24 protein-coding genes and 2 pseudogenes are annotated in these 26,104 nt (G+C 33.0%); 10 read left to right on the top strand and 16 right to left on the bottom strand.

Annotated features, from left to right (window positions below):
• Window positions 1-66: 66 nt before the first annotated feature.
• Complete coding sequence (gene hppD, locus LIS78_RS28450) at window positions 67-1,188, bottom strand: 4-hydroxyphenylpyruvate dioxygenase (RefSeq protein ID WP_252285475.1); 1,122 nt, start codon at window positions 1,186-1,188, stop codon at window positions 67-69.
• A 259-nt stretch (window positions 1,189-1,447) separates the two neighbouring features.
• On the opposite strand from hppD, the gene LIS78_RS28445 reads away from it, so the two are divergent.
• Window positions 1,448-1,759 carry a DUF1450 domain-containing protein gene (locus tag LIS78_RS28445; protein ID WP_252285474.1) on the top strand — a complete coding sequence of 104 codons (312 nt, stop codon included), beginning with the start codon at window positions 1,448-1,450 and terminating at the stop codon, window positions 1,757-1,759.
• Window positions 1,760-2,041: 282 nt separating this feature from the next.
• Entirely contained in the window at window positions 2,042-2,506 is a 465-nt protein-coding gene (locus tag LIS78_RS28440; protein ID WP_209152284.1) for an Lrp/AsnC family transcriptional regulator, read from the top strand.
• Between the two features lie 129 nt (window positions 2,507-2,635).
• On the opposite strand, the pseudogene LIS78_RS28435 reads toward LIS78_RS28440, so the two are convergent.
• The 3 genes and pseudogenes from LIS78_RS28435 to LIS78_RS28425 form a co-directional block, all read right to left on the bottom strand.
• Window positions 2,636-2,743, bottom strand: a pseudogene (locus LIS78_RS28435) (recombinase family protein); the annotation flags it as partial.
• A gap of 352 nt (window positions 2,744-3,095) precedes the next feature.
• Complete coding sequence (locus LIS78_RS28430; protein ID WP_055991944.1) at window positions 3,096-3,278, bottom strand: hypothetical protein; 183 nt, start codon at window positions 3,276-3,278, stop codon at window positions 3,096-3,098.
• A gap of 40 nt (window positions 3,279-3,318) precedes the next feature.
• The gene (locus tag LIS78_RS28425) at window positions 3,319-3,666 is read right to left on the bottom strand and encodes a hypothetical protein (protein ID WP_252285473.1); all 348 of its coding nucleotides are present in this window, start codon (window positions 3,664-3,666) and stop codon (window positions 3,319-3,321) included.
• Window positions 3,667-4,999: 1,333 nt separating this feature from the next.
• On the opposite strand from LIS78_RS28425, the pseudogene ltrA reads away from it, so the two are divergent.
• The 4 genes and pseudogenes from ltrA (at window position 5,000) to LIS78_RS28400 (ending at window position 9,540) form a co-directional block, all read left to right on the top strand.
• A pseudogene (gene ltrA, locus LIS78_RS31745) lies at window positions 5,000-6,640 on the top strand (group II intron reverse transcriptase/maturase).
• A 785-nt stretch (window positions 6,641-7,425) separates the two neighbouring features.
• Complete coding sequence (locus LIS78_RS28410; protein WP_209152285.1) at window positions 7,426-7,695, top strand: WGxxGxxG family protein; 270 nt, start codon at window positions 7,426-7,428, stop codon at window positions 7,693-7,695.
• A gap of 298 nt (window positions 7,696-7,993) precedes the next feature.
• On the top strand, window positions 7,994-8,506 hold the full coding sequence (locus tag LIS78_RS28405; protein ID WP_098600863.1) for a DUF3231 family protein: 513 nt from the start codon (window positions 7,994-7,996) through the stop codon (window positions 8,504-8,506).
• A gap of 326 nt (window positions 8,507-8,832) precedes the next feature.
• Window positions 8,833-9,540 (top strand): DUF421 domain-containing protein, encoded by a 708-nt coding sequence (locus tag LIS78_RS28400; protein ID WP_252285470.1) that lies wholly within the window; start codon window positions 8,833-8,835, stop codon window positions 9,538-9,540.
• A 65-nt stretch (window positions 9,541-9,605) separates the two neighbouring features.
• Here LIS78_RS28400 and LIS78_RS28395 read toward each other — a convergent pair whose 3' ends face one another.
• Window positions 9,606-9,803 (bottom strand): hypothetical protein, encoded by a 198-nt coding sequence (locus LIS78_RS28395; protein WP_252285469.1) that lies wholly within the window; start codon window positions 9,801-9,803, stop codon window positions 9,606-9,608.
• Window positions 9,804-10,001: 198 nt separating this feature from the next.
• Here LIS78_RS28395 and LIS78_RS28390 point away from each other — a divergent pair, with 198 nt between their 5' ends.
• The 4 genes from LIS78_RS28390 (at window position 10,002) to LIS78_RS28375 (ending at window position 14,005) form a co-directional block, all read left to right on the top strand.
• Window positions 10,002-10,613 carry a hypothetical protein gene (locus LIS78_RS28390; protein ID WP_209152286.1) on the top strand — a complete coding sequence of 204 codons (612 nt, stop codon included), beginning with the start codon at window positions 10,002-10,004 and terminating at the stop codon, window positions 10,611-10,613.
• Between the two features lie 1,613 nt (window positions 10,614-12,226).
• Window positions 12,227-12,766 (top strand): YitT family protein, encoded by a 540-nt coding sequence (locus LIS78_RS28385; protein WP_252285468.1) that lies wholly within the window; start codon window positions 12,227-12,229, stop codon window positions 12,764-12,766.
• A gap of 326 nt (window positions 12,767-13,092) precedes the next feature.
• Window positions 13,093-13,317, top strand: a complete 225-nt coding sequence (locus LIS78_RS28380; protein ID WP_252285466.1) for a hypothetical protein — start codon at window positions 13,093-13,095, stop codon at window positions 13,315-13,317.
• 418 nt (window positions 13,318-13,735) lie between these two features.
• Window positions 13,736-14,005, top strand: a complete 270-nt coding sequence (locus LIS78_RS28375) for an HU family DNA-binding protein (protein ID WP_252285499.1) — start codon at window positions 13,736-13,738, stop codon at window positions 14,003-14,005.
• 421 nt (window positions 14,006-14,426) lie between these two features.
• On the opposite strand, the gene alr is transcribed toward LIS78_RS28375, so the two are convergent.
• The 11 genes from alr to LIS78_RS28320 form a co-directional block, all read right to left on the bottom strand.
• The gene (alr, locus tag LIS78_RS28370; RefSeq protein ID WP_209152289.1) at window positions 14,427-15,611 is read right to left on the bottom strand and encodes an alanine racemase; all 1,185 of its coding nucleotides are present in this window, start codon (window positions 15,609-15,611) and stop codon (window positions 14,427-14,429) included.
• Between the two features lie 95 nt (window positions 15,612-15,706).
• Window positions 15,707-17,107 (bottom strand): alanine permease AlaP, encoded by a 1,401-nt coding sequence (gene alaP / locus LIS78_RS28365; RefSeq protein WP_252285465.1) that lies wholly within the window; start codon window positions 17,105-17,107, stop codon window positions 15,707-15,709.
• Window positions 17,108-17,159: 52 nt separating this feature from the next.
• Window positions 17,160-17,906: a thioesterase II family protein gene (locus LIS78_RS28360; protein WP_209152291.1), complete on the bottom strand. Its 747-nt coding sequence runs from the start codon at window positions 17,904-17,906 to the stop codon at window positions 17,160-17,162.
• Between the two features lie 59 nt (window positions 17,907-17,965).
• On the bottom strand, window positions 17,966-19,243 hold the full coding sequence (locus LIS78_RS28355; RefSeq protein WP_252285464.1) for an ATP-grasp domain-containing protein: 1,278 nt from the start codon (window positions 19,241-19,243) through the stop codon (window positions 17,966-17,968).
• Entirely contained in the window at window positions 19,236-20,207 is a 972-nt protein-coding gene (locus LIS78_RS28350) for an EamA family transporter (RefSeq protein ID WP_245210760.1), read from the bottom strand. The genes LIS78_RS28355 and LIS78_RS28350 overlap by 8 nt, the downstream gene beginning before the upstream one ends.
• Window positions 20,208-20,224: 17 nt before the next feature.
• A complete protein-coding gene (locus LIS78_RS28345) occupies window positions 20,225-21,139 on the bottom strand; it encodes an amino acid--[acyl-carrier-protein] ligase (RefSeq protein ID WP_252285463.1) in 915 nt (304 codons plus the stop codon).
• A 22-nt stretch (window positions 21,140-21,161) separates the two neighbouring features.
• Complete coding sequence (locus LIS78_RS28340) at window positions 21,162-22,337, bottom strand: acyl-CoA dehydrogenase family protein (protein WP_252285461.1); 1,176 nt, start codon at window positions 22,335-22,337, stop codon at window positions 21,162-21,164.
• Window positions 22,338-22,349: 12 nt separating this feature from the next.
• Complete coding sequence (locus tag LIS78_RS28335; RefSeq protein ID WP_209152295.1) at window positions 22,350-22,592, bottom strand: acyl carrier protein; 243 nt, start codon at window positions 22,590-22,592, stop codon at window positions 22,350-22,352.
• Window positions 22,593-22,596: 4 nt separating this feature from the next.
• Window positions 22,597-22,974: a holo-ACP synthase gene (gene acpS, locus LIS78_RS28330; RefSeq protein WP_286676979.1), complete on the bottom strand. Its 378-nt coding sequence runs from the start codon at window positions 22,972-22,974 to the stop codon at window positions 22,597-22,599.
• Window positions 22,975-23,126: 152 nt separating this feature from the next.
• Window positions 23,127-23,780 (bottom strand): response regulator transcription factor, encoded by a 654-nt coding sequence (locus LIS78_RS28325; RefSeq protein WP_209152296.1) that lies wholly within the window; start codon window positions 23,778-23,780, stop codon window positions 23,127-23,129.
• A complete protein-coding gene (locus LIS78_RS28320) occupies window positions 23,777-26,056 on the bottom strand; it encodes a sensor histidine kinase (RefSeq protein ID WP_245210761.1) in 2,280 nt (759 codons plus the stop codon). The genes LIS78_RS28325 and LIS78_RS28320 overlap by 4 nt, the downstream gene beginning before the upstream one ends.
• Window positions 26,057-26,104: the final 48 nt, after the last annotated feature.

Below are 26,104 nucleotides of genomic sequence, written 5' to 3'. Positions count from 1 at the left end.
GTTGCATTCCTCCTTTCTTTTTCATATTTATCAAACAACAAATCTTGATTTAGCTTTAACTATACCTTAAATATTACCTCGACGTTCTTGTTCACGTTCAATGGATTCAAATAACGCTTTAAAATTTCCATCTCCAAATCCTAGAGCACCTTTACGTTGAATAATTTCAATAAACAAAGTCGGACGATCTACAATAGGTTTTGTGAAAATTTGAAGTAAATATCCTTCATCATCGCGATCAACTAAAATACTAAGTTCTTGAAGCTTTTGTAGATCTTCATCAATTTTTCCTACCCGTTCACTTAGTTCTTCATAATAAGTAGCTGGTGTGTCAAGAAACTCTACACCATTGTCTTTCAACGCTTTAACTGTTTTAATAATATCGTTTGTAAGTAGTGCTAGATGCTGAACACCTGGGCCTTTGTAAAAGTCTAAGTATTCTTGAATTTGTGATTTTCTTTTTCCTTCCGCCGGCTCATTAATCGGAAACTTAATACGCCCTGTTCCATTCATCATTACTTTAGACATAAGAGCTGAATACTCTGTTGAGATGTTTTCATCATCAAAGTGTTTAAGTACATTGAAACCAAATACTTTTTCGTAATAAGTTGTCCACTCATCCATAACCTCTACGTTTCCTACGATATGGTCAATGCCAACAATTCCCGTAGAAGATGTACCAGTCTCTAATTCATAAGATTGATACCCTGGTAAAAAACTGCCTTTGTAATTTACTGTCTCGACTAATGTATGAACAGTGTCCCCATACGTACCAATAATCGCTTTCTTAACAATTCCATTCTCATCTTCTTCAGACCATGGCTCTCGAATGGCAATTGCTCCTCGCTCAATTGCTCCCTTATATGTCTTTTCAATATCAGAAACTTTTAATGCAATGTCTTTTGTTCCCTCACCATGTAGTTTTACAAATGTAGCAATATCTGTAGTCTCCTCAAGACTTCCGGTAACCACTAGACGAATTGCTCCTTGTTCAAGCACATAAGAAACACGATCACGACAACCTGTCTCTAATCCACGGTAAGCCTTAACTTTGAAACCAAAGGCATTTGAATAAAAATAAGCAGCTTGCTTCGCATTCCCTACATATAGTTCTAAGTGGTGGATGCTTTGCACCGGAAAGATTTCTTCTTTTTTTGTTTTTTTCGTTTCTAATACTTTTTCAGACATTGAAACAACCTCCTATTTTTTAATAGATGAATAGTTTTATTCCCGAATAAGGGGATAATATTTCCAACAATCTAAATATTATAACTAGTTTTCTTGTTAAGCAAGCGCTTACATTGAAGCGTTTATTCTGTGAAAGGTTTCCTCCTTAACGTGATAAAGCACGAATGCGTCGCTGTATATTCTTGCATCTTTTTTTAAAAAATTTGTAAAATCATTCTAAATCCTATCAACAAATTATTAGTCTAAAGGAGAGAATTAAATGGAATATATTGTTAAGTTTTGCCCTTGTAATTTTGAAGAAGAGCTCTATGATGTAAAAGAAAAATTGCAACAAATTTCAAATGTTGAAATTATAGAAGAAAAATGTTTGCTTTATTGCGGCCAATGTTTAGTACAGCCATTTGCATTAGTCAACGGTAAAAACATTGTCAGTGATAGTGTCAATGATCTTCTTTCAGATATTTTGCAACATCTCGAAGACACAAAGATAAATTGCAGTAAAACAAATCTACGGGTGAATTGTGGAGGTTGTGGGAGTTGTAATTACAATAAGAAACAAGTACTTCGTTGAACCTTTGATACCTGTTAGGTATATAATGTTGGACTTATAGTATAGTATCGTCTTGCGTTGAAGGATTTTCTGTTAAGGTATTACAAGTCATCTATTTAATTTTTTAACTTATTATCTTAAATTTGGTTTATTTCTAACTATCAAGATTAAAAACAGATTTAACGATTGATTTATTAATATAATAAACATCTATAGTCAAGTATCCTTTTTAGATTCATGCTAATAGTGTCTTGATAAAGGAATATAAGAACAATTTTATTTGAAGATGGGGTGATGATGAAAATGGATTTGATTGATCGTAGCTTACTGCAATTTATACAAGAAGATAGTAGAATTACTGTCAGTGAATTATCTAAAAAATTACTTCTAAGTCAATTAAGCATAAGAAAAAGACTACAACGTTTAGAAAAAAATGGTGTAATACAAGGTTTTACGGTAATTATTTCACCTAACGCAATTGGAAAAAGTGTAAAAGCAATTATTCAAATAGCAAATTTAAAAATAAAAACTCAGCAATTTGAAGAAATTATCAAAGGAGAAAAAGATATTTTAGAATGTCATCGGATAACCGGAATAAACAGTTATTTTATGAAAACTGCAGTTTCATCCATAAAACAGTTAGAAGACTTTACAAACCGTTTAAGCCTTTATGGTAAAGTCAATACATCTTTGATTATTGCTTCTCCCGTATCTCATCAAATTTCACTACCCAAAACTGAGTATCTTCAACCAATCAAGAATGAATAACATACAGTAGTATCATTATAAAAGACTAGTATAAAATCATAAGGAAGTAGTTACACTTGTGAACTACTTCTCTCTTTAGGAAGCCTTTTTTTATTAGACAAAGCCTTTTTATTAACGAGTATCTTTCTAAAAAATATCACGGGGAGAAATACCAACTTCTTGCATTGATTGAAGTTGACGACCTTCATTTTGATCTCGACTGCTCACACGTATGTATCCAAATCTTCTGTTTTCTATTTTTATACCTCATTTGTGGTTCTCTTCCTCTTATTCCATTAAAAACGTTCGTAAAAGTGGATGCATTTTATAAGACGTTCGTAATTTATTTTCAAATTTAAACGAACGATAAAAATAATAGATTTCTTATATAAAAGAAAAGTCCGTAAAGGTATACTTTATTGAACACTCCTTGAACACCAATGCACACATTTTGTGTTAGTTTTTGCTGAGAGAAAGAGTAACTTTAGGGTTGCTCTTTTTTTCGTTAAATGGTATAATTTCCAAAATATAAAAATTCTACATGGTTTTAGTTTTGTAAGATAAAACTTATCGGAGAACCGTCTTACTTTTGTAGGGCGGTTTTTTCGTGCTATTTTTTTGGATGGTATCCGAGGTTTGCATTTACTTTTCCAGTTAGTCCATCGTTTTCAGCAGGAATTTTATTTCCGACAGATTGGGGTACATCTACTGGTTGGATACTTCCACCGTTTGTATCATAACTATTGCTATGATTGTTATTATCATGTGTTTGATTGAAACCGTGTTCTGGCATAAAAACACTTCCTAGTTGTATTACTTGATTGCGCTTTTTATTATTCTGATGGTTCTGATTTATATATGCGACCACAAGCTATCTTTGCTACAGCAATGTCACCGTCAGCCATTATTCCTTCAATTCCAGCCCCATCAAAAATACTACTATCGTTAGCACATTCAACAGACACTACAGCAACACAATTAGAATAGTTTTTATTTTCTCTTTCACTTTCACTATAATTTTTAGCTCTCTGATTTGCAATAGCGTTAACCTGTTCGCGTGCCTGGTTTCTAGGGTTAAATCCTCCATTAAGACCATCCTCAAACATTCCAGCAAAAGGGAGCATAAAGATCACTTCTTCCATTTTATTATTCACAAGGTCCAGAAGTATAAATTCGTCCACAAGCTATCCTTGCTGCAGGAAAACCGCCTAAGGCACCTAGCCCTGCTCCTACAGGTCCCCCAAGAGCAGCACCAGCTACCGCAACTACACAATCACAGTAATTTTTATTTTCTCTTTCACTATTACTGTATTCTTTAGCTTTCTCATCAGTATTATCTGTTACTGATTTAAAATCACCTGGATTTAAGTCTACTCCAAACTATTCTCCTGTAGAAACTTCTCCGGTTAAAACCTTGCTTGGATCAAGAGACCTAGCTGCTCTACGAACTGATCGAGGAGGTCTAAGTCTATCTCTTAATGACATTTAATTAACCTCCTAAACGTATTATTTGATTTGTGTTGAAGAAAATAAGAGGTAGTATGAGGAAATTACTAATACAACTACTCACGAAAAGACTTTTAATTTTGCGTATGAGTTCGCTAGCAACACGATTTTAGGCAAAAAAAGAGCAACCGTGATTATTTTGGCTGCTTTTAGTAGAGCTCATACATATTTGATGTATGGAATAAGCTATTTTCATCATATTTTTCGCATATAGGCAATTTTTTATAGAGGTTAACATATGTATAAAAGGTGCACTTCTTATACATTAGTTTCTCAACCACCTACTGAGAAAACGTTGATAAATCAACAGTGTATAAAAAGATGCATACTCCGGAAAAGAATCCTTGGTGGAATCCTACTGTCCCAAGGGTTCTTTTTTGGGTTGTGTTCCGGAAAGAGACATTATGGTGCGACAAGAAGTCGCTTTCTTACAGTGTAGCTAACGCTACTCATCTAGACGCGGAGATGATCTCCATCCAAAACGGCATTCTTGGTAACGAGTCTGTCGGTTGCATGAGGAAATGCGGAAACAGAGGACAAATGCATGGTCCAGAATACTGCTAGGAGAAGATAGGTATGGTAAACGAAAGTGAAGGTTTGTAAGCTTCGTTACTCTTAGCCCAAGATAATGCATAGATTGGCTTGGGTCTTGGTAAGAGGAAAAGTAGAATCATAAGGCTACTCTGATGCGTCCCGCATCTTACCCGGAGTAAAGAACCTACCTCCCCCTATCGCATCTGTAGAATGTGGAACTTGGTAAGCCCTATGTCATCTGCATAAGCAGTAGGATGACTGCAAAGTCAAACGATGTGGCAGAGGGTATGGGATATGAGAAAAAGCGAAAGCCGTTACCCTGAAAAGGGACAGGAAAGCAGAAACGTTGTATAACTGGACGGATACTGTCGTCTTTATAGACAATGACAGGCCCGAAAGAGCGCCTACTTCTCATGGGTCTTCAACACGAAAATAAATTTGTGGCTATCTTTTAACGACAAGGAGCGTGCTGTTATGAATACCTCTCCACGAGCGTCGGCGCACGTCTCGCATAAAGGTTGGTACTCTATTGATTGGAATACTGTACAAAATATGTAACGAAGTTACGACAAAGAATTTATCGTGCCGAACAACAGAATCAACAAAGGAAAGTAAGGAAGCTTCAACGCTTACTCCTTCGGAGTAAAGCAAATCTACTACTTTCTATTCGCAGAGTGACACAACAAAATAACGGTAAGCGAACACCTGGAGTAGACGGCTACACGGCCTCAAATCCAAACGAACGTATCAAACTTTATCAACAATTAGTTAAATGTAATGTCTTTCAGCATCGCCCAAAGCCAGCGAAGCGAATGTTTATTCCTAAGAAAAATGGAAAACTAAGACCTCTCGGTATTCCGACAATGCGAGATCGAGTGTACCAAAATGTCGTGAAGAATGCACTCGAACCGCAATGGGAAGGCAGATTCGAGTCTACCGCCTATGGTTTTCGTCCTAAACGAAGCACACACGATGCTATAAGTAATCTCTTTAACAAGCTTAACACCAACAGTAAGAAAAAGTGGGTTTTTGAGGGGGATTTCTTAGGATGTTTTGACCACCTCAAACATGATTGGATAGTAGAACAAATATCTACGTTTCCAGGAACCCTCTTATCAAAAGGTGGCTCAAGATGGGATACATAGAGCAGGATATGCTCCGTCCAACAAAGGAAGGAACTCCTGGAGGCATTGTGTCCCCCTCCTAGCCAATATCGCCTTATGCGGTATGGAAAAGAGATTGGTATTATCTATAAAAGACATACAAACCAAACGGAGGATATAAAATCGACCCCAAGTGTAAGATAGGACGTGTTCTCTACGCAGATGACTTCGTCATCGTAACAGAAACGAAGGAACAAGCTGAAAGTATGTATCAAAACCTAATTCCTTATTTACAAAAACGAGGAATTACACTCAGCACGGATAAAACTAGGGTTACACATATCGAGAATGGGTTCGATTTTCTTGGCTTCTCGCTGCGTCAATACAACACAGGACAAGGAAAGAAGTTATTGATCAAACCTAGCAAAGACAGTATCAAAAAAGCTAAAAACAAGATAAAAGATACGTTCACAGTAATGAGAGGACGACCAGTAAAAGAAATTATACGTGTCTTAAACCCTATTATTAGAGGTTACGGACAGTATTGGAAACATGTCGTTTCCAAAAGACGTTTAGTTATATGGACTATTATGTTTTCTCTAAATTAATCAAACATCTTAAACAATTACATCCAAAAAAATCGTGGAAATGGATTACCAGGCGTTATTTTAAGAAGCCCAACCACGGTGGAAATGATAAATGGACTCTCACCTGTCCACTTACTAATATTCAATTGTTGAAGATGGCCTGGATTAAAATAGAACGACATGTGATGGTAGCCTATAAAAACAGTCCAGATGATCCGAACCTAAAAGGGTATTGGGAAAAGCGAGACCGTAAGGTCTTCAATAGCGAAAATACGCTAGATAGGATAAAACTCGCAAGGAAACAAGGTTACCGTTGCACATTATGTAAACACACTCTACAAAATGGCGAAAAAGTTACTGTACAACACTTAGAAGTTTCTACAGGCAAAGTTGCTAAATTAGTACATGTACCGTGTATTAAATAAAGAAGTTGTTTGGATAAAAAGAAGGCTTGAGCCGTATGACGGGAAATCTGTCACGTACGGTTCTTAGGGGGGCGGGCGCTCGTGAGAGTGCCCGCCTACCCGACTTAACTAACTTTGTATATGATATACAGTTAAAAAAAGAAAAAAACTACTGAGCTTATCAGTAGTTTTGTCTCAATTAGTAGTCGTAACCATCAGTATAGAATCCATCTCGTGGGTAGCAACGACGAACCCATCTGCATTCTTGAACCCAACGACAACGAGGAGGACGAGGATGGTGATAAGGCTGTTGATGGTATTGAGGCTGTTGTTGTCTGTAAAAAGAATCATATAGGTAAAAATGTTGTAAATCGTTAGGATTTACTTCAGGTTGATAATAGTTATACAAAGTAATCTCTCCTTTGATTTGCTCCAACACACTATATGTTCATTTAAGGATTTGATATGGACTTATAACTAGGAAACCGAGCCTGTTTTTAGGTATTTAAACTAAATTTAGCTTTAGCTCTGTATTTTTTATTAGGTTAATGCCGGTAACACTGATTATGTTAACTAGATTTGTATATCTTATACACCTTAAAAACAGAAAAAACCTATCTCTTTCTAGTCAAAAGAGGTAGGTTTTTTCTGTTACGTAATTGGGTTTCATGAGTGATGCATCATTGCATCTTGAGTAGTTTGCTTAAAATATGAAATTTTTAGATACAGTCTATAAGCTTTATGTCACTAAAGAATAGGATTTCGTGATAGGGGAACTTTATTTAATAAAGAAAGGAGGGAATATGATGAAAAAGAAATGTTCTGTTTTATTATGTACGTTAGCTTTAGCTATGATGACTTTTACCATACCTGTTAATGCTGAAAATAATAACGTAGATAGAACAAATTATAATGATGACTTAAATTATAATAATGACGTAAACACTCGAAATGTCACTACAGCAACTGGTACGGATGATAACAATGATTCACCTTGGGAATTGCTTGGATTATTAGGACTAGTTGGTCTTTTTGGTCTTAAAAGAAGAGATGATCGTGAAGAAAAAGTTCGTTAATATCTATTTTGTATGAGTAGAGATAAATAGCTGTGATGAGAGCCACAATTTATAATCTCTCCAACAATTCCAAAAAAACTACCTATAGGGTAGTTTTTTTGGGTTGAATAACAAGGGTATAGTGGACGATGCTCTTCTAAACATCTTAGTTAGTTTGCTTGAAATATGAAATTATATTCTTTGATGAATTAATTTTTTGATAGCAGTAGAAGAATAATAAAACAAGATTTGGAGACGTTAAACATGTGCATAGCAAGAAAGGTGGCACACTATCATGAATTTTGTAAGGAGGATAACAATGGGTATTTTAAGTGGAAATCCTACAGATGAACCGATGCATTATGGTGAGGTATTTGGAACATGGTCGTATGTTTCTACCTCAAAAGGGTTAGTATCTGGCTATCAAACATTTCTAAATCATGTAGGTGACAAGGATCTACATAAATTGGTACAAGAGACAATCGAACAGTGCCAGCAAGAAATGAAAAGCATCGAAACATTGTTAAAAGAAAATGGAGTAGGCTTACCGCCAACCCCACCTGAACGACCTGAAGCTTGTTTAGATGATATCCCAGTGGGTGCACGTGTTCAAGATCCAGAAGTAGCTGCAGCAATTTCAATGAATATAGCTGCTGGTCTAGTTGCTTGTAGTCAACTGATCGGACAATCTATTCGTGAAGATATTGCAGCCATGTTTGCACAAATTCATATGCAAAAAGTAGCTCTTGGTGGAAAGTTCTTAAGACTTAATAAAGAAAAAGGTTGGTTAATTCCACCTCCTCTTCATAAGTCTAAAAAAACTGATTGTTAATGATTAGCTTTCTATAGAATAGAACAAGGTGTCTCTTAGCAAATAGAGACATCTTTTTTATTTCCGATAATGATGATTATGTTAACTAAAGGTTTATATCATATATATTTTTAAAATCAAAAAAACTACTGGTGTGTGCAATCAGTAGTTTTTTCTTTTTCGTAATTAGGTTGTATAAGACGCTGTCCCGTTTTTTCTTGAATAGTTTGCTTAAATTATTAGAAATTACTCATTTGTATAAGATAGATATTTTTATGTCAATAATTAATAGCTAATAGTTGATACTAATTTTGAGGTTTTCGACTCACACTTAGGATGTGAATGTATTGGATTTTTTTTATAATCAAGAATCACTTACTGCAATTCAATGGATTCTAAGAGCAGTTGTTTCTTTTTTCTTTTTACTCCTTGTTACTAAAATAATGGGACAACGATCACTGTCTCAGTTAAGGTTACTTGATTTTATAATGGCTTTATCAATAGGGAATATTATTGCTCATCCTTTGTCAGATCAACATTTAGGAATGAAAGGTTCTATGATAACAATAGGTGTATTAGTTATTTTATATCTTATCATGGTATTTTTAAGTCTTAAGTGGTTAAAATTCACAAAATTTGTCGATCCTTCGCCTTTTCCTCTTATAAAAAATGGAGAAATATTTTATAAAGGTCTAACTAAAGCTAGGATACCTATTGATGTTTTACTAACAGAATTAAGGAAAAAACAAATACATGATATTCAACAAGTTGCTCTAGCATTATGGGAATCAGATGGTACTATCTCGTTTTTTTTAGAATCTCAGTATCAAACACTAACTCCTAAAGATATGAAGCTAAGGACAAAGTCATTCTCTTTTCCTATAACAATTATTAAAGATGGGAAGGTTGATTTTGAGGAATTAAAACAGACTGGCAAAGATGAAGATTGGGTGAAAAAACAGATTAGAACGGTACATAGTTTAGATATAAAGAATATTTTATTAGCAACTATGGATGATAATAATGACAAGATAAACGTGTTTTTATATAAGTAATTATGCAGCCTCATGTGTATGTGTAAACTACCATTCAAGAAAATTAACAAACAGATACAACTGTTTTAAAATATAAAATCCATTTTACCTGTTTGTTTCTCTTCTTGTAGTATTTCAATTCCACCTATAGCTTCTAAAGCATGAGCAAAGGATTTAAGGGAAACCCCTATTATTTCAAGTTCTTGAGCTTTGAATGTTACCTCTTTATTTATTATTAAATTTTTATGTGGATGTAAAAGAGACATTAGCACTATATCAGCCAATGTCTCTTTTACAATAAAGGTTTCTTTATCTATATATTATGTTTAATATTGATTTCTGATTATTTCTGATAAAACACATTATGTAAACTAGTGATGTATATGATATACATTTGAAATAAATTAAAAATTTCCTAAAAAGTAAAACAATTCTTGTCACCAAACGTCTTATTTATAGCAGTGAGGCTTGGAGGGATTGTTTTGTCAGATAAGGATAAACAGAGGGTTTGGATAAAATTTATTATTTTTACATTGGTCGTAGGGGGAATTGTCGCAGCTTTTTCTGTTATGTCTGATCATATGCCACTTGTAACGAGTATGACTACTCCTGAATTAATGGTTTCATATGTAGCTATCATGCTTAATTCTTTACCAGGTTGGTTCATAATGGCGATGGTTGTTGGATATGTATTTGGAACGCGAACAAGGCAAGCAGCATGTTTTGGAAGCCTTTATATTATCAGTTCCATTACCATGTACTTTGTAATTGGTCATTTTTATAGTGATCAACCAGACAGTGTAGTATGGAGTTTAAAAGACATAATATACATCTTTATTACGTGGTACGGTGCATCCGTTGTAGGTGGTATTGTCGGTGGAATAGTTGGTTTTTTGTTTATCAAAAAACCTGTTGTATTAGTAACGTTACCAGCAGGTTTGCTGCTTCAACTATTCTTAAATGGTACTAGGGGTTGGAGCGATATCTTGGGCATGGCTCAAAGTGTTACTTACTGTTTAATAATTATTAGTGTTTTTATCTATTTCTTTAGATTAAAGACAATTAAAAACAAAAAGGTTAAGCATTTTGCTTAACCTTTTTGTTTTTAATTGAACTTTAGTTAATTAAAGTTTCAATTTTGTTAACACAGCTTTTTTTAGATTCTCTTTTTCTCCTGTTGTAAGCTCAAATATAAGGTAATTCCTCAGGTCTATTTTAACTTTGTTTAGTTCTTTATAAATCAAATTAGATTTATTCACTATACCCACCTCTTTTATACTTTTTATAGTTTACTGTCATTAATTAGTACGTAAGTATGCAAGTAAATCTATCAATACTGTAATAAATAAGTTCATGTTCCTAGAATTGTGATTATGGTGCGACAAGAAGTCGCTTTTATATAGTGTGGTTTACGCCACTGGTTTAGACGCAAAAACTATCCCCGTCCAAAACTGCGGGCCTGGTAACGGGCTCGTGGGTTGCATGCGGAAATGCGGAAACAGAGAGTCAGTGCACGACTCGGAACACTGCTAGGGGAAGATGAGTATGGTGAACATTAGTGAAGGTTTGTAAGCTTCGTAAGTGTTAGCTCAGGATAGTGCACAGATTTGCTTGGGTATTGGCAAGAGGAAAAGCAGATTCATAATGCTGCTGTGAGGCGTCCCGTATCTTGCCCGGAGTAAAGAACCCACCTAACCTCGTCGTATCTATAAGATGCGGAACTTGGTAAGCCCTTTGTCATCTGTGTAAACAGTAGGATGACTGTAAAGTCAAACGATGTGATAGAGGGTAAAGGATACGAGAGAAAGCGAATGCCGTTACCTCGAAAGAGAACAGGAAAGCAGGAAACTGTATAACTGGACGGATACTATCGTCCTTACGGACAAACCCATGATAGGCCCGAAAGGGAGCCTACTTCTCGTTGGTCTCTCGTAGGAACATAAGGTTGTGGCTATCTTCTGACGAAAGAAACGTACTGTTATGTATACCTCCACTTGGAGCGTCGGCGTACGTTTTAACTTACCGTTATGGTATGTGATGAAGATACGACAGCAAATGGACCTGCAATGGGAGGCTTGAGCCGATGTGTCTTGAAAGGGACTCGCACGGTTCTTAGGGGAGGCGGGGGCAGTGATGCCCCTAACTTACCCGACTTAACTAAGAATGTATATCTTATACACCTTAAAAACAGATAAAAACCTATCTCTTCCCAATCAAAAGAGGTAGGTTTTTTCTGCTCTATTGCAGTAAGGATTTTCGCTGATGCCTAACGGCGTCTTGTGTAGTTTGTTCTGGTTACGACGTTTTAATTCATATAAAAAGCAAATAACCCTTGAATCAATACATTCAAGGGTTATCTACTAATTCAATTTATAAGCACGTTGAGGTCTTTATAAATCATATGCCTGTTTTTAAAGTGCTATGACTTTTTGTCCTTTAAAAAACAAACTACCTAAAAATAGAAAAAACCACTGGGACAGCAGTAGTTTGCTCAAATGATAAAAAAGTATTCAATTTAGGCAAGTTGCCTGATAAAGAATGAAAATATATTGTGTAGTCAGAATGCTTTCGGCTCTGAATCCGTATTTTTTATAACCTCCCTGATCTATAAAATTAAAAAGCGCTTAGAATAAATTATTCTAAGCGCTTTTCCGATAAAAACACTCATGACAGCTAGCTAAAGCTTATACATATAGTAAGAGATAAATTGACTAAAAAGGTGATTATTATTATTCGGAAAATACCGGTTATTCTAGTCGGAAGCTTATTGTTAAGTATAGGAATTAATGGATTTTTAGTTCCTCATTATTTGTTGGATGGAGGAACAATTGGGATTGCTCTCATCCTTCACTATTATTTTGAATTTCCTACAGGTGTGATGATTATTATTTTGGGTTTTCCATTATGCTGGTTTGCTTGGGTTTATGAAAGAACTTATTTTTATAATAGTTTTTATGGGTTAGTTATTTCTTCTTTATTGATTGAGTGGCTAGAACCTATTAAAGACCAGTTTCGACTTCCTGTTTTTCCCAGCGTAATCCTTGGAGGAGTGTGTATTGGGACGGGGATTGGTTTTATGCTTCGATATGAGACAAGCACTGGAGGAACAGATTTACTAGCACAACTTATATCAAAAGCTTTTTCTTTAAACATAGGAATGGTTATTTTAATTATAGATGGTTTTATCATAACAGCAGGTCTTCCTTTATTAGGGCCTAAAACGTTTCTTTTTCTACAGAATGAGTAATAATTAAACTATTTTTAAATAAAGTAATTTATTATTTACTTTTTATATTATCTATATTTTAAAAGTAAAAATTATTAACAATTTATCTAACAAGTTATTTTAACTTTATCTAACGTTTATTATTTCTATTTGGATGTTCGTTTTGATAGAGATGCGTTCCTTAAGGTATACAAGTAGAATTTATCTTTAACTCTTCTACTCAATAATTCCTTTACAATTTAATTTCCTAAATACTTAGACAAGTTAACTGAAAAAGGTTAAATTATCTATATTCATCTTATATACTAAAAATTAACCAATACACAATAAGAAGGAGGAAAAATCCTATGGTAAGCATAAAAAAAGTTGCTTGTACTCATTATGGAATAAAAATGGACCTTTTTAAACCTGAGGAAATAATTAGCTTCAATCATATGCAATCCAGAGGATACCTCACTTGTTCTTATTGTGGCGATATCGAAATCGTTCATGAATGCCAAGAAGGAAAATCAAGGTTGGTAGTTTCTGCTAATAGAGATCATACTTATGATTTCCTCTCTAAAGAGTTATAAAAAATTAGTCGCTCTCAAAGGATAAATCCTTTCAGAACAGCCAATTTTACTTACACAAAAGCCTTTTCAAAATGTCATTCTTTAAAAGAAACTCTTCAAAAAAATAGCCTTTGCTCAACTCGAGCAAAGGCTTGTTACAATTCAGGCGATCGGGGAATACCTTATTAGTGTAAACTAAATTAAAAATCCATATACATGTTTTTCATATTATACAGGTGAGGATTTTGCAATAAATTACTCATTATCTAGCTTAAATGAACTTTACTTCACCCCAGAGTAAATCTCAGTACAAATATTCCCAGAAAACAGGAATTCTTCTTCTCTTTATCTAACCTTATTAAGTGACAAGCTTGTAGAAGCTATGATATGTTAGCACCTCTACATATTATCTAAACATAAGAGGATCAAGTGTTTGAATATGAATAAAACTGGACTAGTAGATGCAGTTGCAACACAGGCAGAACTATTAAAGCAAGATGCTAAAAAAGCTGTGGAATCTTTGTTTGAAACGATTTCTAACACACTTGCAAACGAAGAAAAAATTCAATTGATTGAATTCGAAACATTTGAAGTACGTGAACGTGCAGCTCGTCCAGATCGTAACCTTCAAACAGGTAAGGAAATGATAATTCCAGGTTCAAAGGTTCCTACTTTTAAACCCGAGAAAAGAATTAAAAACAGCTGTTAAATAAATATACCTTATAAGCAGGTCCCCTCTAGAGTTAGACTTCTAAAGGGGCTATTTTTCATGGTGAAAAACTCACTCTTTATGCTAAATCTATAAGTAATAAGTAGTTTATCTTACTACTAAAAGGCATACTTTTACGGATAGTGAATTTGATTTTGTTCTAGAACGTTAAAGGAATACGGTTAAGGATTTTGTTTAAAATGAGGTTGGCAGGAATACAAGTCAGAGAAGTTATGGAAACTTTCCAAACTTTTCGTTGTTACCACAAAGGATTCTTTTTTAGAGTGTACTTTATTTTAAATAATTTTACGTAATATGACTTATCGGGATTGATGCCAAATGCTTTTCCTATATTCAACCTCATTACATTTTAAATCGTATTTTTTATTCTAGTTATTTTGCTAATACTATCCTTTTATATTTAAAGTGTTTGTCTCCTTAACTCATTAATTACATGGGTAACTTTTCCTTTATATCTGAAGAGTCGTGGTATTCTCCTACTTAACATACACGTAACTTCGTAATTAATAGTGTTTAGAGATTTAGCAATTTCATCTATATGAATAGTCTCTTCTTCTTGACTTCCATAAAACACAACTTCCTCATTCATTTGAACAGGCATAACTTTTGTAACGTCTAACATAAGTTGATCCATACATATACGTCCAATAATAGGAACCCTTTTCCCTTTTATTAAAGCATATCCTTTATTGGATAATTGTCTATTTAACCCATCTGCGTATCCGACAGGAATAGTGGCAATCCACTCTTTTCCTGTTGCCTTATAAGTAGCACCATACCCTACTCCTCTATTTTTTTCCCCTTGCTTTATATGAGATATCCTTGACTTGAAAGTTAAAATAGGACGTAAATTAACTACATTATGATTAACTTCCTTAGAGGGGTATAAACCATATAAGCCAATTCCTAAACGAACCATATTCCCTATTGTATTATTAATATCTATAGAGGCAGCACTGTTAGAAGAATGAATGTAAGGGATTTCTAGCCCTAACTTCATTGCTGTATTTAACGCTTCCTTAAAAATATCTTGCTGCATCTGAGTATAAGACTGATCTTTCTCGTCTGCGCAAGCAAAATGTGTAAATATCCCCTCTATTTTAACAAAATTCATGTGCAATAATGTGTTGAAAAATAAATCTAATTCTTCTAACTGTAGGCCAAGTCTACTCATACCTGAATCAATTTTTATATGTATTAGCGCTCTGCGGTCAAGTCTACGAGCTGTTTCCTGTATAAGATGCAAGTCTTCAGGTCTATAGACAGTTATACTTAAATTATACATTATGGCTTCCTCAACAGCTTCCGGGGGAGTATATCCAAAAATTAAGATATCTACATCATTCTCAATTCCACCCTCTCTAAGTTCAATTCCTTCATCAATAAAAGCCACGGCTAGATGCTTAACTCCTAAAGAGATTAACTGTTTAGCAAGAGGTAAAACTCCATGCCCATATGCATTTGCTTTAAGGGAGGCCATAATATTTATATCGCTTGGAATATGTTTTCTAAATTGATTAAAGTTGTACACAAAATTGTCTAAATTTATTTCAATAACTGTATTTCTACCATAAAAAATGCCCATACTTACCACTCCTAAGTTAAGAATAAATAAGATATTTATTTTCGATTAGAATATAAAAATTAGGGGATAACTTTAAGCAAAGTATCCCCTAATTTTTAACTAACGTGTTGATCTATTTCAACTTTAGTTTTATTTTTTTTATGAAATCCTTTTATATAATAAAGTACTATTAAAAACCCAAACCAAATTGGACCAACAATTAAAGCAACTCTTGTATCAGGGAAGTAAGCCATGAGAACTACTACTACAAATAAAAAAGTTAAAGATATATATGAGGTGTAAGGAAATAAAGGCAACTTGTACTTTAGTAACTTAACTTGCTCTGCATTTAAACCTCGGCGATATCTGATTTGTGCTATTAAAATAATTGCCCATGTCCAAATCGCGCCAAAAGTTGCGATACTTGTTACCCAAGTAAATACTTTAGCTGGAACAATATAGTTTAAAAGAACACCAATTAGTAGGATACAAGCAGAAGCTAAAACTGCCTTTCCAGGTACTCCACTCTTTGTAAGGTACTTATATTTATTGGATGCCTCCCCATGTTGAGCTAAATTAAATAGCATTCGTCCTGTACTAAAAATTCCACTATTACAAGACGATAAAGCTGCAGTTAATACAACAAAATTGATAATACCGGCTGCTCCTGGAATACCAATTTTATCAAATGTCAATACAAAGGGGCTCCCTTTTGTACCGATCTCTGTCCAAGGATAGATAGACATAATAACGAATAAAGCACCCACATAGAAAATAAGAATTCTCCAAAACACGGCGTCTATAGCTTTAGATAAAGATTTTTGAGGATTTTTTACTTCTCCAGCCGTAACTCCGATCATTTCAATTCCTAGATAAGCAAACATTACCATTTGGAGAGACATTAATACTCCTTCTATCCCGTTCGGGAAAAAGCCTCCATGATTCCATAGGTTCTGAATACCAGTAGCAATGCCACCATTCCCAAGACCTACTAAAATCATTCCAACACCCACTAAAATCATTAATATAATAGTAACGACCTTGATTAATGCAAACCAAAACTCTAACTCTCCATAAGCCTTAACAGCTATAAAATTTACTAATGTCATAATAATTAAAGCGCTGAGGGCCCATATCCAACGGGGGATATCTGGAAACCAATATTCCATGTAAATGCCTACTGCTGTAATTTCGGCCATACATGTAAGGATCCATAAGAACCAATAATTCCAACCTGTTAAATAACCAACAAATGGACTCACATATTCACGAGCATATTTACTAAACGAACCGGCCACTGGATTTTGAATTGCCATCTCCCCAAGTGCCCTCATAATAAAAAACATTACTAATCCACTAAAACAATATGCTAACAAAATCCCAGGTCCAGCTAATTTAATAGCCGAAGCAGAGCCTAGAAATAAGCCTACCCCAATCGCCGCACCTAAAGACATTAGCGTAATATGTCTTTCTTCTAATCCCCTATGTAATTGTTTTATATTATTCTCATTTTCCATCATATTCTCCTTTTAATTATGCTATAACGATTAATAAAAATAGATAATGGTATCAATTATTAATTTTCATAAAATCCTTTTCGATTAATTTCCCAATCTTTTTCTTTGCCTCGAAATTGTTAAGGTAAAAATGATCCCCTCTAAATATTTGCAAAGAGAATACTGCTACCGAGTGTTTATACCACTCCTTTGCTAACTCAACACTTATGTTGTCATGGCTACCTATAATACTAGTAATAGGACAAGAAAGAGGAGCTAGCTCTTTATAACTATACGAGTTTAATAGTTTAAAATCAGCTCTTATAACTGGTAATAGTAGTTTTAAAAATCTTTTATGTTGAAATATTTCTTTTGGGGTACCATTTAGCTCCTTTAACTTGGTGATTAATTCATCATCAGAAATATTATTTTCTACTAAATTATTATTGATAATTTCGGGTGATGGATAGCTAGAAACATACAAATGTTCAGGTTTCTTATTATACATTTCAAATATACGTCTGCTTAGTTCAAAACCTATAAGCGCACCCATACTATGACCAAAAATAATAAAAGGTTTATCAAGCAAATCTTCTATGTCTATAAGCAGATTATCTAATAATACGTTAAATTCTTCAAAAGGCTTTTCTAAATATTTTTTCCCTCTTCCAGGCAAGTTGAGGATGTAGATATTTATTTCAGGTCTTATAAAATTTGACCAATCGTAATAGATATCCGCCCCACCTCCAGCATGGGGAAAACAAAATAAAGAGATAGTTGAATTAGGATTATAGTTGTGACATTCAAAATAATTATGCATTTTTTAACCCTCTTCTTTAACTAAATAGTATTACAACTTTTAGAATGCTTCTTAACATTTTAATTTAGAACTAGCTCCTTTGTTTTAAAAAACAAGTTTTTATTTTCTAAATCTCGTAACTTTCTATAGTCCGACTCAATTTGAGTTGGAGAGTCACTAGTAAAAAGGATAAAACCAGGGTGAGTTTCTACATTTATAGTTTTCTTTAATTCATCGTCTTTTTTTACATTTAGTTGAACATCTCCAAAGGAGGGCAGTGACTCTAAAAATTTAAGCCCAGGAATATCATCAATAATCCCTTCTTGACTTGTAATAAGAAAAACTAAAGATATATAGTTGTTAATCTTGTACATTTTGTTCTTTGACACTAAATTGACTATTTTTTCGGGATTAGCATAGCAATCTGCGGTAAGGGAGCTATAACTATAAGATAAAGCTTCAGAGATTATCTCCTCTTTTAAGGAAAGTCCCATTGTTCTACAATTAACTTCTATTAAACGAGGGCCCTCTTCAGTTAGTCTTAATTCAGTATGAGTAGGCCCATATTTGACTCCTAAAGCATCGATAGTCGATTTTACATACCTTACGATTTCTGCATGTTTAACATCATTATAAGGAACCAAACTAATGCTATCGTAAATAACTGTTACACCTGCTCCTTTATGAAATTCTTGAGTCCAAATATCAGTAATAAAATGCTTTCCTTCGTAAGTAATTGCATTCACTACATAGTGCTGCCCGTCTAAATAGCGTTGAACAAGGATTTCATCATTAAGGATTCCTAAGGAATTTCTTTTATTCACTAATTCATTGAATGCATGATCTAAACCTTCCTTGTTGTGGCAAAAATTAACACCATCTGAAGCAGCACTATGTAGGGGCTTTACTACTAATGGCCATTTATTTAGTCTTACTGCCCACTCTTTTGCTTTGATTAAGTCTCCTGTTTTAATTTGTTCTACAGTAGGTAATCCTTTCTCTCTAATGATCTCATTCATTAAATATTTATTTCGTCGAGCATGTACTTTATCATCATCATTACGTTTAAGATTTAATTCTTTAGCTATCTCATTAGCTAGTTCTACACCAGTTTCTGCCCCAGGTACAATAAAACTAGGTTCATATTTTCTAATAATTGCTACAGTTTCCTTTAAATTACCATTATGAATAATATTGATAGTAAAATCTTTTCTTCTAAATGAAGGTTCAAATATTGGAGATATTTCTTTGGAACTTTGTACGTGTATTACAGTATAGCCATACTGATTAAAATGGTTATATAACTGATTACCTGTTGAATAAGCATCTACAATGACACAAAATTGATCTTTATGCATGTTTTATTGTTTCTCCTTCCACACTCTCTACTTTTAACCCTTGCTTTTGATATAAAACTTTTAGTACTACAAATAAACATATGATTACGATTCCAGACAATGATGTCCAAGACCACTCCACTCGCGGGTCAATCAATTGAAATAAGAAAGTAAAAACAGGTCCACAGGACATTGTTACTGCAACAAATAAAGGGTTGCAATGTTTTATCCCTACTTGAATGAGATATAAAGGAATAACAAGCCCTAAAAAAGTAAATATGGTAATTAATAACCAATTATTTAAAAATACTTGAATAATATCATCAAAGTTTTGATTTAAAACGAGGATGAATGATAGTGGAACAAGCATATAAAAGCGATGAGCTAAAATTTTAAATGTCGTCCACCCCAATTCGCTAAGTTTTTTTGAGTAGAGTGTAGCTAGGACCATACCAATTCCAGCAATAAAAGAAGTTATTAAACCGTTTAAAGTATTAGTTATTTGTACATTTACTCCTGATGCTCCTGTTATGGATGCCCACACTAATATGCAGGTTCCTAATAAAATACCTATACATACTGCCACATCTACTTTCAATAATTTTATATTTTTTAATAGTAATCCTATACTAAGAGCAATTATGGGACCTATACCAATCTCTATAGAACTTACAATGGCTGGCTCTATAAATTTATTAGCATAGTAAAAACATATAAAAATTATTGCGGTAATAGTATTAAGAATTAATATATAACTTATCTCATTTTTCTTATTCTCTTTAGTCTTATCCTTATTTTGTTTGTTTTTAAGAGATACTATACAAGTGATAATCAAGAAAAATAATAAAGTTAAGGAAAAACTCAAAAAACTATATACAAATGGGTTCATATTCTGAACCCATTTTGCGTAAAGCACTTGATTAATAGAAGTAAGTAAAGCAGATGATATGAGAGCAACGGTACCGATTAACATATATTTATTCATATCAAGTACCTCCTCACTTATAAATTTAGTAACGTTTTCAAATTAGCTGGCCATTCTTTCGTATCTAAACCATGATGTTTTAATAGTGCTAAACCTAGCCTTTCAATTCCAAAACCTATACATGAAGTATGAGCCATATCTTCAGTCTCAGTTAAAATCTGATGTTTTTTAGCAAAATGGTCTTGATGATAGTTAGAAGATATTACTGCAGTAGGCGCTTCCTCATCATTTATTGGAATAGTGATTTCATATTTTAATTCCAGATGATTTTGATTAATCTTAAGTAGCCTTCCTCCACTGCCAAAAAAAGGATCATTAGCAATCACAACTTCATAGTTGACTTGTAAGAGATCTAATAGTGCTTGTGCCTTTTCTAGCCATTCCTTACGCCAAACTTTCACTTCATCGCTAGATCCTACTTTAATAAACTCTAACATTCTAAAGGATTGCATTCTTGTAGGTTCATTAGACGGTTCATGACGGTAGCAAAAAGAGGCTACTTCTATTGTTCTTCCACCTAAAGGAACCTTTGTTTTTGCTAATTGAGAATATACGGGATAACAAGCCGCAGGCGTCATCACTACCCCACTGTTAGAAAAATGCTTACTCCAATCCTTCCCCTTATCAAGTGTAGTAATCATTTGTTTGTGGTCATTCTCATTACCTTGAAAGGATTGTACATTGCCTAAAAGGTGAGGAAAAGACTTAAGGTATTCTGCTTTTTGAATATCTTCCTGATTCATAATTGGTGGGAACATCATGATTTCAGTATCCTCTGTCCGTCCATACCCAGATATAAAATCCTCTATATTTTTTAGGAGAAGGTTCATCTCTTTTCCTTTACCGTATACTCCTTTTACCCCTGTAGAAATTAAATGCCCTTTTTCTAATAACTCTGTTAAGAAAGTATTTGTTAAAACATTTGTACTCATGAATAGTTTCCCTCACTATAGGCTATTTTAATAATAATAATAAAGATGAGTTCGTGGCATATAAACGATCATTATTTATCATCACAATCGAAGACATAATATCCCTAATACTTCTTCCTAAACTTGAAGGAGTATTATTTAAGTAACCTAAAATTCCGCAAATAAATAAAGATTTTTGTACAATTTCCAAAGCTATCTCTGAAGAAGTAATCTTTAAGGTGTTTATTTCTAAAGAATAGTCTATCTCATATAATTCATTAGATTTACTGTCTAAATTTTTGCTTATTTCTTGGTATTTATGTGTATGAATTTGCAAGTTGTTTTTAAAAAGTGACAACTTATTTTGCAAGTCAACTAGGTCATAATTAGTGGAAGTAGCAAGCCCGGCTTTTAAGTGTTGCTTATAGTTTCTTTTATGCATATTTCGTGCTTTTTCTAAAGCAGCTTCCGCAACTCCATACCAAACAGCAGCCCATAAAATATGTGTAACAGGTACCATAGATTGTATTGCTATATCTTTAAATGGCAAGTTAAGTACAAAATCATTAGGAAAGATAGCCTCAATATTGAATCCAGGACTACATGTTCCTCTCATTCCCAGCGTATCCCATTCCGTTGTTTGTTCAGAAATTATATTTGTCCGTTCACACAAAACAAGTAGTTGATCTGTTTCACTAGCATTTATTCCTTTTCTTGCTGTAACTAAATAAGCATCAGCGTATTTACCATAAGAGATAACGGAAGCTTTCTTAGATAACTTAGAATACTCTTCCTTCCATTCAATTCCACAGATACTTCTACTAATGTCTCCCCCTGTGCCGACTTCTGAAGTTATGGAAGCAATAAGATATTGATAATCGGCTGCCTTGGTAAGGTACTTTTTTACTGCCTCATTTTCTTCATGATGGTGTACAAGACAAATTAACTGAATTTGATGCATAGCCCAAATCATCGCAGATGAGGCACAATACTTGCCAAGTAACTTTGCAATCTGAACCAACTCTTCAATTGAGCAACCTAATCCACCAAAATCTGTAGGAATATAGGCTCCTAATAAATGATACTCCTTCATTTTATTTATTGCTTCAATAGGAAATCTGCATTCTTTATCAACCTCATCGGCAAATTGCCCCATCACCTTAGTGATTTCTTCTAAGTTTTCCAACACATAAGCTTTACTGTTTTTTTGAAGAAGCATTAAAATATCCTCCTATTTAACTGCAGTAACTGATTCAACAGCTTCTATTAAATTATTAATTGAAGAAAACATTTTCTTGTTTAAAACGTCATCAGGAAACTCAATATCAAATTCATTTTCTAATGAAAGTAATATATTTACACTAGCGTGAGATGATAACCCAACCTCATATAAATCCGTATTATCTTTTAAATCTTTAGTCTCAATTACTAATCTTCCGTATTTATCTAATATTTTTATGATTTTTTCTTTCATATTTTTACTCCTTTTTATATGTACTTACTAAAACCATAGCTATTGCATATTTCTCTTCATGACTTAGACTAACTGATGTATAATTTATATTTCTCTCCATGGCTAATTTTTTTGCATTTCCATGAAGCTCAACCTTACATGAACCGTTGGAATACCTTACTATTTCTATATCTTTGAAGTGAATAACTTCATTTAGAGGCTCTAAAATTTTAATTACTGCCTCTTTCGCAGCAAATCTAGCAGCTAGATGCTGAGCATAGTTTTTTTTGTATTTCATACAGTATTGGATTTCTTTAGTTGTAAATATTTTTTTTAAGTACTTATCACCGAAAGCATTTACTGATTCCTTAATTTTATTAATTTCAATAATATCTGTGCCAATTTTATTATCTATATAAACTCAAGCTCCTTCCTTCAAATTCATAAACACATGTTAATTTTACATAAAAATTTTACAATTATTACCGCATTTCTATTTCGGCAATACACAAATATTTTTCGTAAAAAAAAACCTCCCTTTTTCAGAAGGAAGGTTTATAAGTTTATTGTTTTATTACTAGGGATTAGGCCTAGTTCTTTAGCTTTTAGAACTGCTTGAACCCGAGAATTAACATTGAGTTTTTGAAATATACTTGTTAGCCTATGCTCAATTGTTCTTTGGCTAACATGTAACTTTTGAGATATTTCCCTATTTGTCGAACCTTTTTCGATTTCTATTAGTATAGTTTGTTCTTCTTCATTTATAGTTACGTCGATGTTCATTTGATCTCCTTGAATTTTTAAAGAGGTTCTCCTAAGCTGTCTTAACAAAGTAACAGGGATAACTGCTTCATCATTTAATGCACCATTTACAGCATTTATTAAGCCGTTCGCGGAAGATGCTTTACTCACAAACCCTATTACTCCTGATTCAATTAATAAATTAAAATAATTTTCTACGTCGTAACCTGTATATATAATTATCTTTGCCTTTGACTTTTGATTAATTAATTTTGCTAAATCAATGCCATTTAATCCCGGCATATGGAGATCTAATATGACGATATCATATTCATTTTCACTTATATTTTCCAAGACTTCAAATGGATCATTAATTATATGAGCTTTGACTTTTCCATTTTGCTCTAAAATAAACTTTGTACCTTGTGCTACTGCTGGATGGTCGTCAACAATCAAAATATTAATCATACAGTTACTCCTATCTCGGGAAGGTTATCTAGACTGAATGAAACTGAAACTTGTAAACCTTTTTTAGGGGTCGAAGTAAAAGTAACGCTGCCTTTTAAAGCATGTGCTCTTTCTTTAATACTGGATAATCCTATAGTTTTATTTACCTTATTTTTATTTTCGTTATTAAACCCTATCCCATTATCCCTGTAGTTTAGACAGACCATTGGTTCCTGGCGCTGTAGGGTTATAATAACCTTAGTGGCTTCAGAATGCTTAATAGCATTATTTAGTAACTCTTGAATAATTCGATACAAATTTATAGAGGTTTCGTCATCTAAACACTCTAATTCATCAAAGTAATATTCAATTTCGAAATTGGAGTGCAATTGAATCTTATCAATCAAATTTTTTAAAGCTTCTACAATCCCTAATTCCTTTAAAAAAGCAGGCTTTAAATGGTTACAAGTTTCTCGGATTAAGTAAATATTATCTAGGATCATTTCTCTAAAAAATGTAATATCTGATTGGGTTAAATTGCTGACCAAATTTTTATCATTTGCTATTTCTTCAAATTTTCTATACAACAATAATTGATCCTGTAAGATATTATCATGAATATCATTAGCTAAATTTGCACGTTCTTTTTCGGAAATCCGACAAAACAATTGCGCCATCCAGTAGGGGTAATAAGTTTTGTCTCTTTTTAAATTCTCAATTTCTAAAAGTAAGGCATCTACTTTCTTTAGATTTTCAAAAATAATATTAGCATAATACATAAGGGTATTAAGCCATTTTTTTTCTTGAATATTAAGTTTTACTTTTGTATGAGAGCGATCAATGTATAAGACAACAAATTCATTATTCTCTTCACCAAGAACTAAATACAATTCATTATGTACATCTATAACTTTATCAAAGAGTTTTTTGTTTTTTTCTAAATCTAACACATTATTATAGAGAATATTTATGTATTTACAGTCCAAAGTTAAGTCAGTGCAAGTCCCATTTTCTTTGCTTAATTTAAAAGGAACAATCTGAGGTATTCTCAATCCAACTTTAACTTCTTTTTCAATAAAATAAATTAAATCTTGAAAACTTAATATTTTTTTAGATTTTCTGGTGAAATTGTACAAACTATCTTGGTAATTAAATTTACTGTTTTTATTAAAAATAAGCTGCAAGTTCCCATAAAAAAACAATAGAATATTAAAACATACAAGTAATAGCAATCCAAATAAAAACAGGGAAGTAAAATTATTTTTGACATTGATGCTAAATAGTAAAATTATTAAAACAAATAATATAGATGCTAAAGAATAATATTTTATTCTTTGTATCAAGAAGTCCACGTCAAAGTAAACACTTTTAAAATTCAGATAAAATAGGGAAAAAGGCAATACCATCATTGAAGAAATAGCTATTTCTGCACTCAAGAGCGTATGATGAAAAATCACAATTGGTAAAATATAAAATAAAATAATGGGTAAAAAAGATACCATAAGACTAATTAAAATTATACGAATAATTGGCCCATCTTTCAGGCTTTTTAATTTATTATAGTAACTAAAAATAATAGTAATTAAATAAAAAGTTCCAATACCAAAAATAAATAACTGTATTGAAGATATGTAATTTTTAAATGATGACGTCAAAGGAAAGAATTCTAAAATGCCTATGAATAAACATAATGTATATGCTAAATATAAGCTAACAGTAGTCAAAGCTTTAATATCTGATTTTTTAAAATACTGATACAAAAGATGAACTAACAAGTATGGTACGATCGATAAACAAAGACCACTAATAAATCGTGAAATAAAATCCTCTCTAGACGAACCACTAGCACTTAAGTAGCCTAAAGATACCACTAGAAAGAAACAAATTGTATACATTTTAGGTTTATTCCATTTTCCTCGTAGAAGCAAGATGATACTAAATGTTAAACAAATAAATAAGAAAATAAAAGGAATGACTATTTGAAAAAGAATTTGATCAGGAAGCTTATGGTAACTAACTTTAAAATTTAAAATTTCCTTACCTCTATAAATTGTTAAATTCTTCATACCTTCAAGATTATCTAAACCCTTATAATGTTTAGTAACAATGATATCACCCTTTTTTAAGTATTGTTCCCCCCAACTATTTGCATATATTTTTTCAACGAACAAAACTCCTTCTTTTTTATTAAGTTCAACTCCTATATAAGGTTGATTTATAATTATTTTTCCAAAGTAAGTAAATATCAGTGAATATATCAAACATGTTATTATCAAAACATAGTGTCTTTTTTCCATATATTTTCCTCACTTACTGATAAAACAAGCGACTAGAAAGTTTCTAAT

This window comes from Priestia megaterium, from assembly GCF_023824195.1.
Lineage (GTDB): Bacteria > Bacillota > Bacilli > Bacillales > Bacillaceae_H > Priestia > Priestia megaterium_D.
This window is presented reverse-complemented; position numbering and strand designations above follow the sequence as displayed.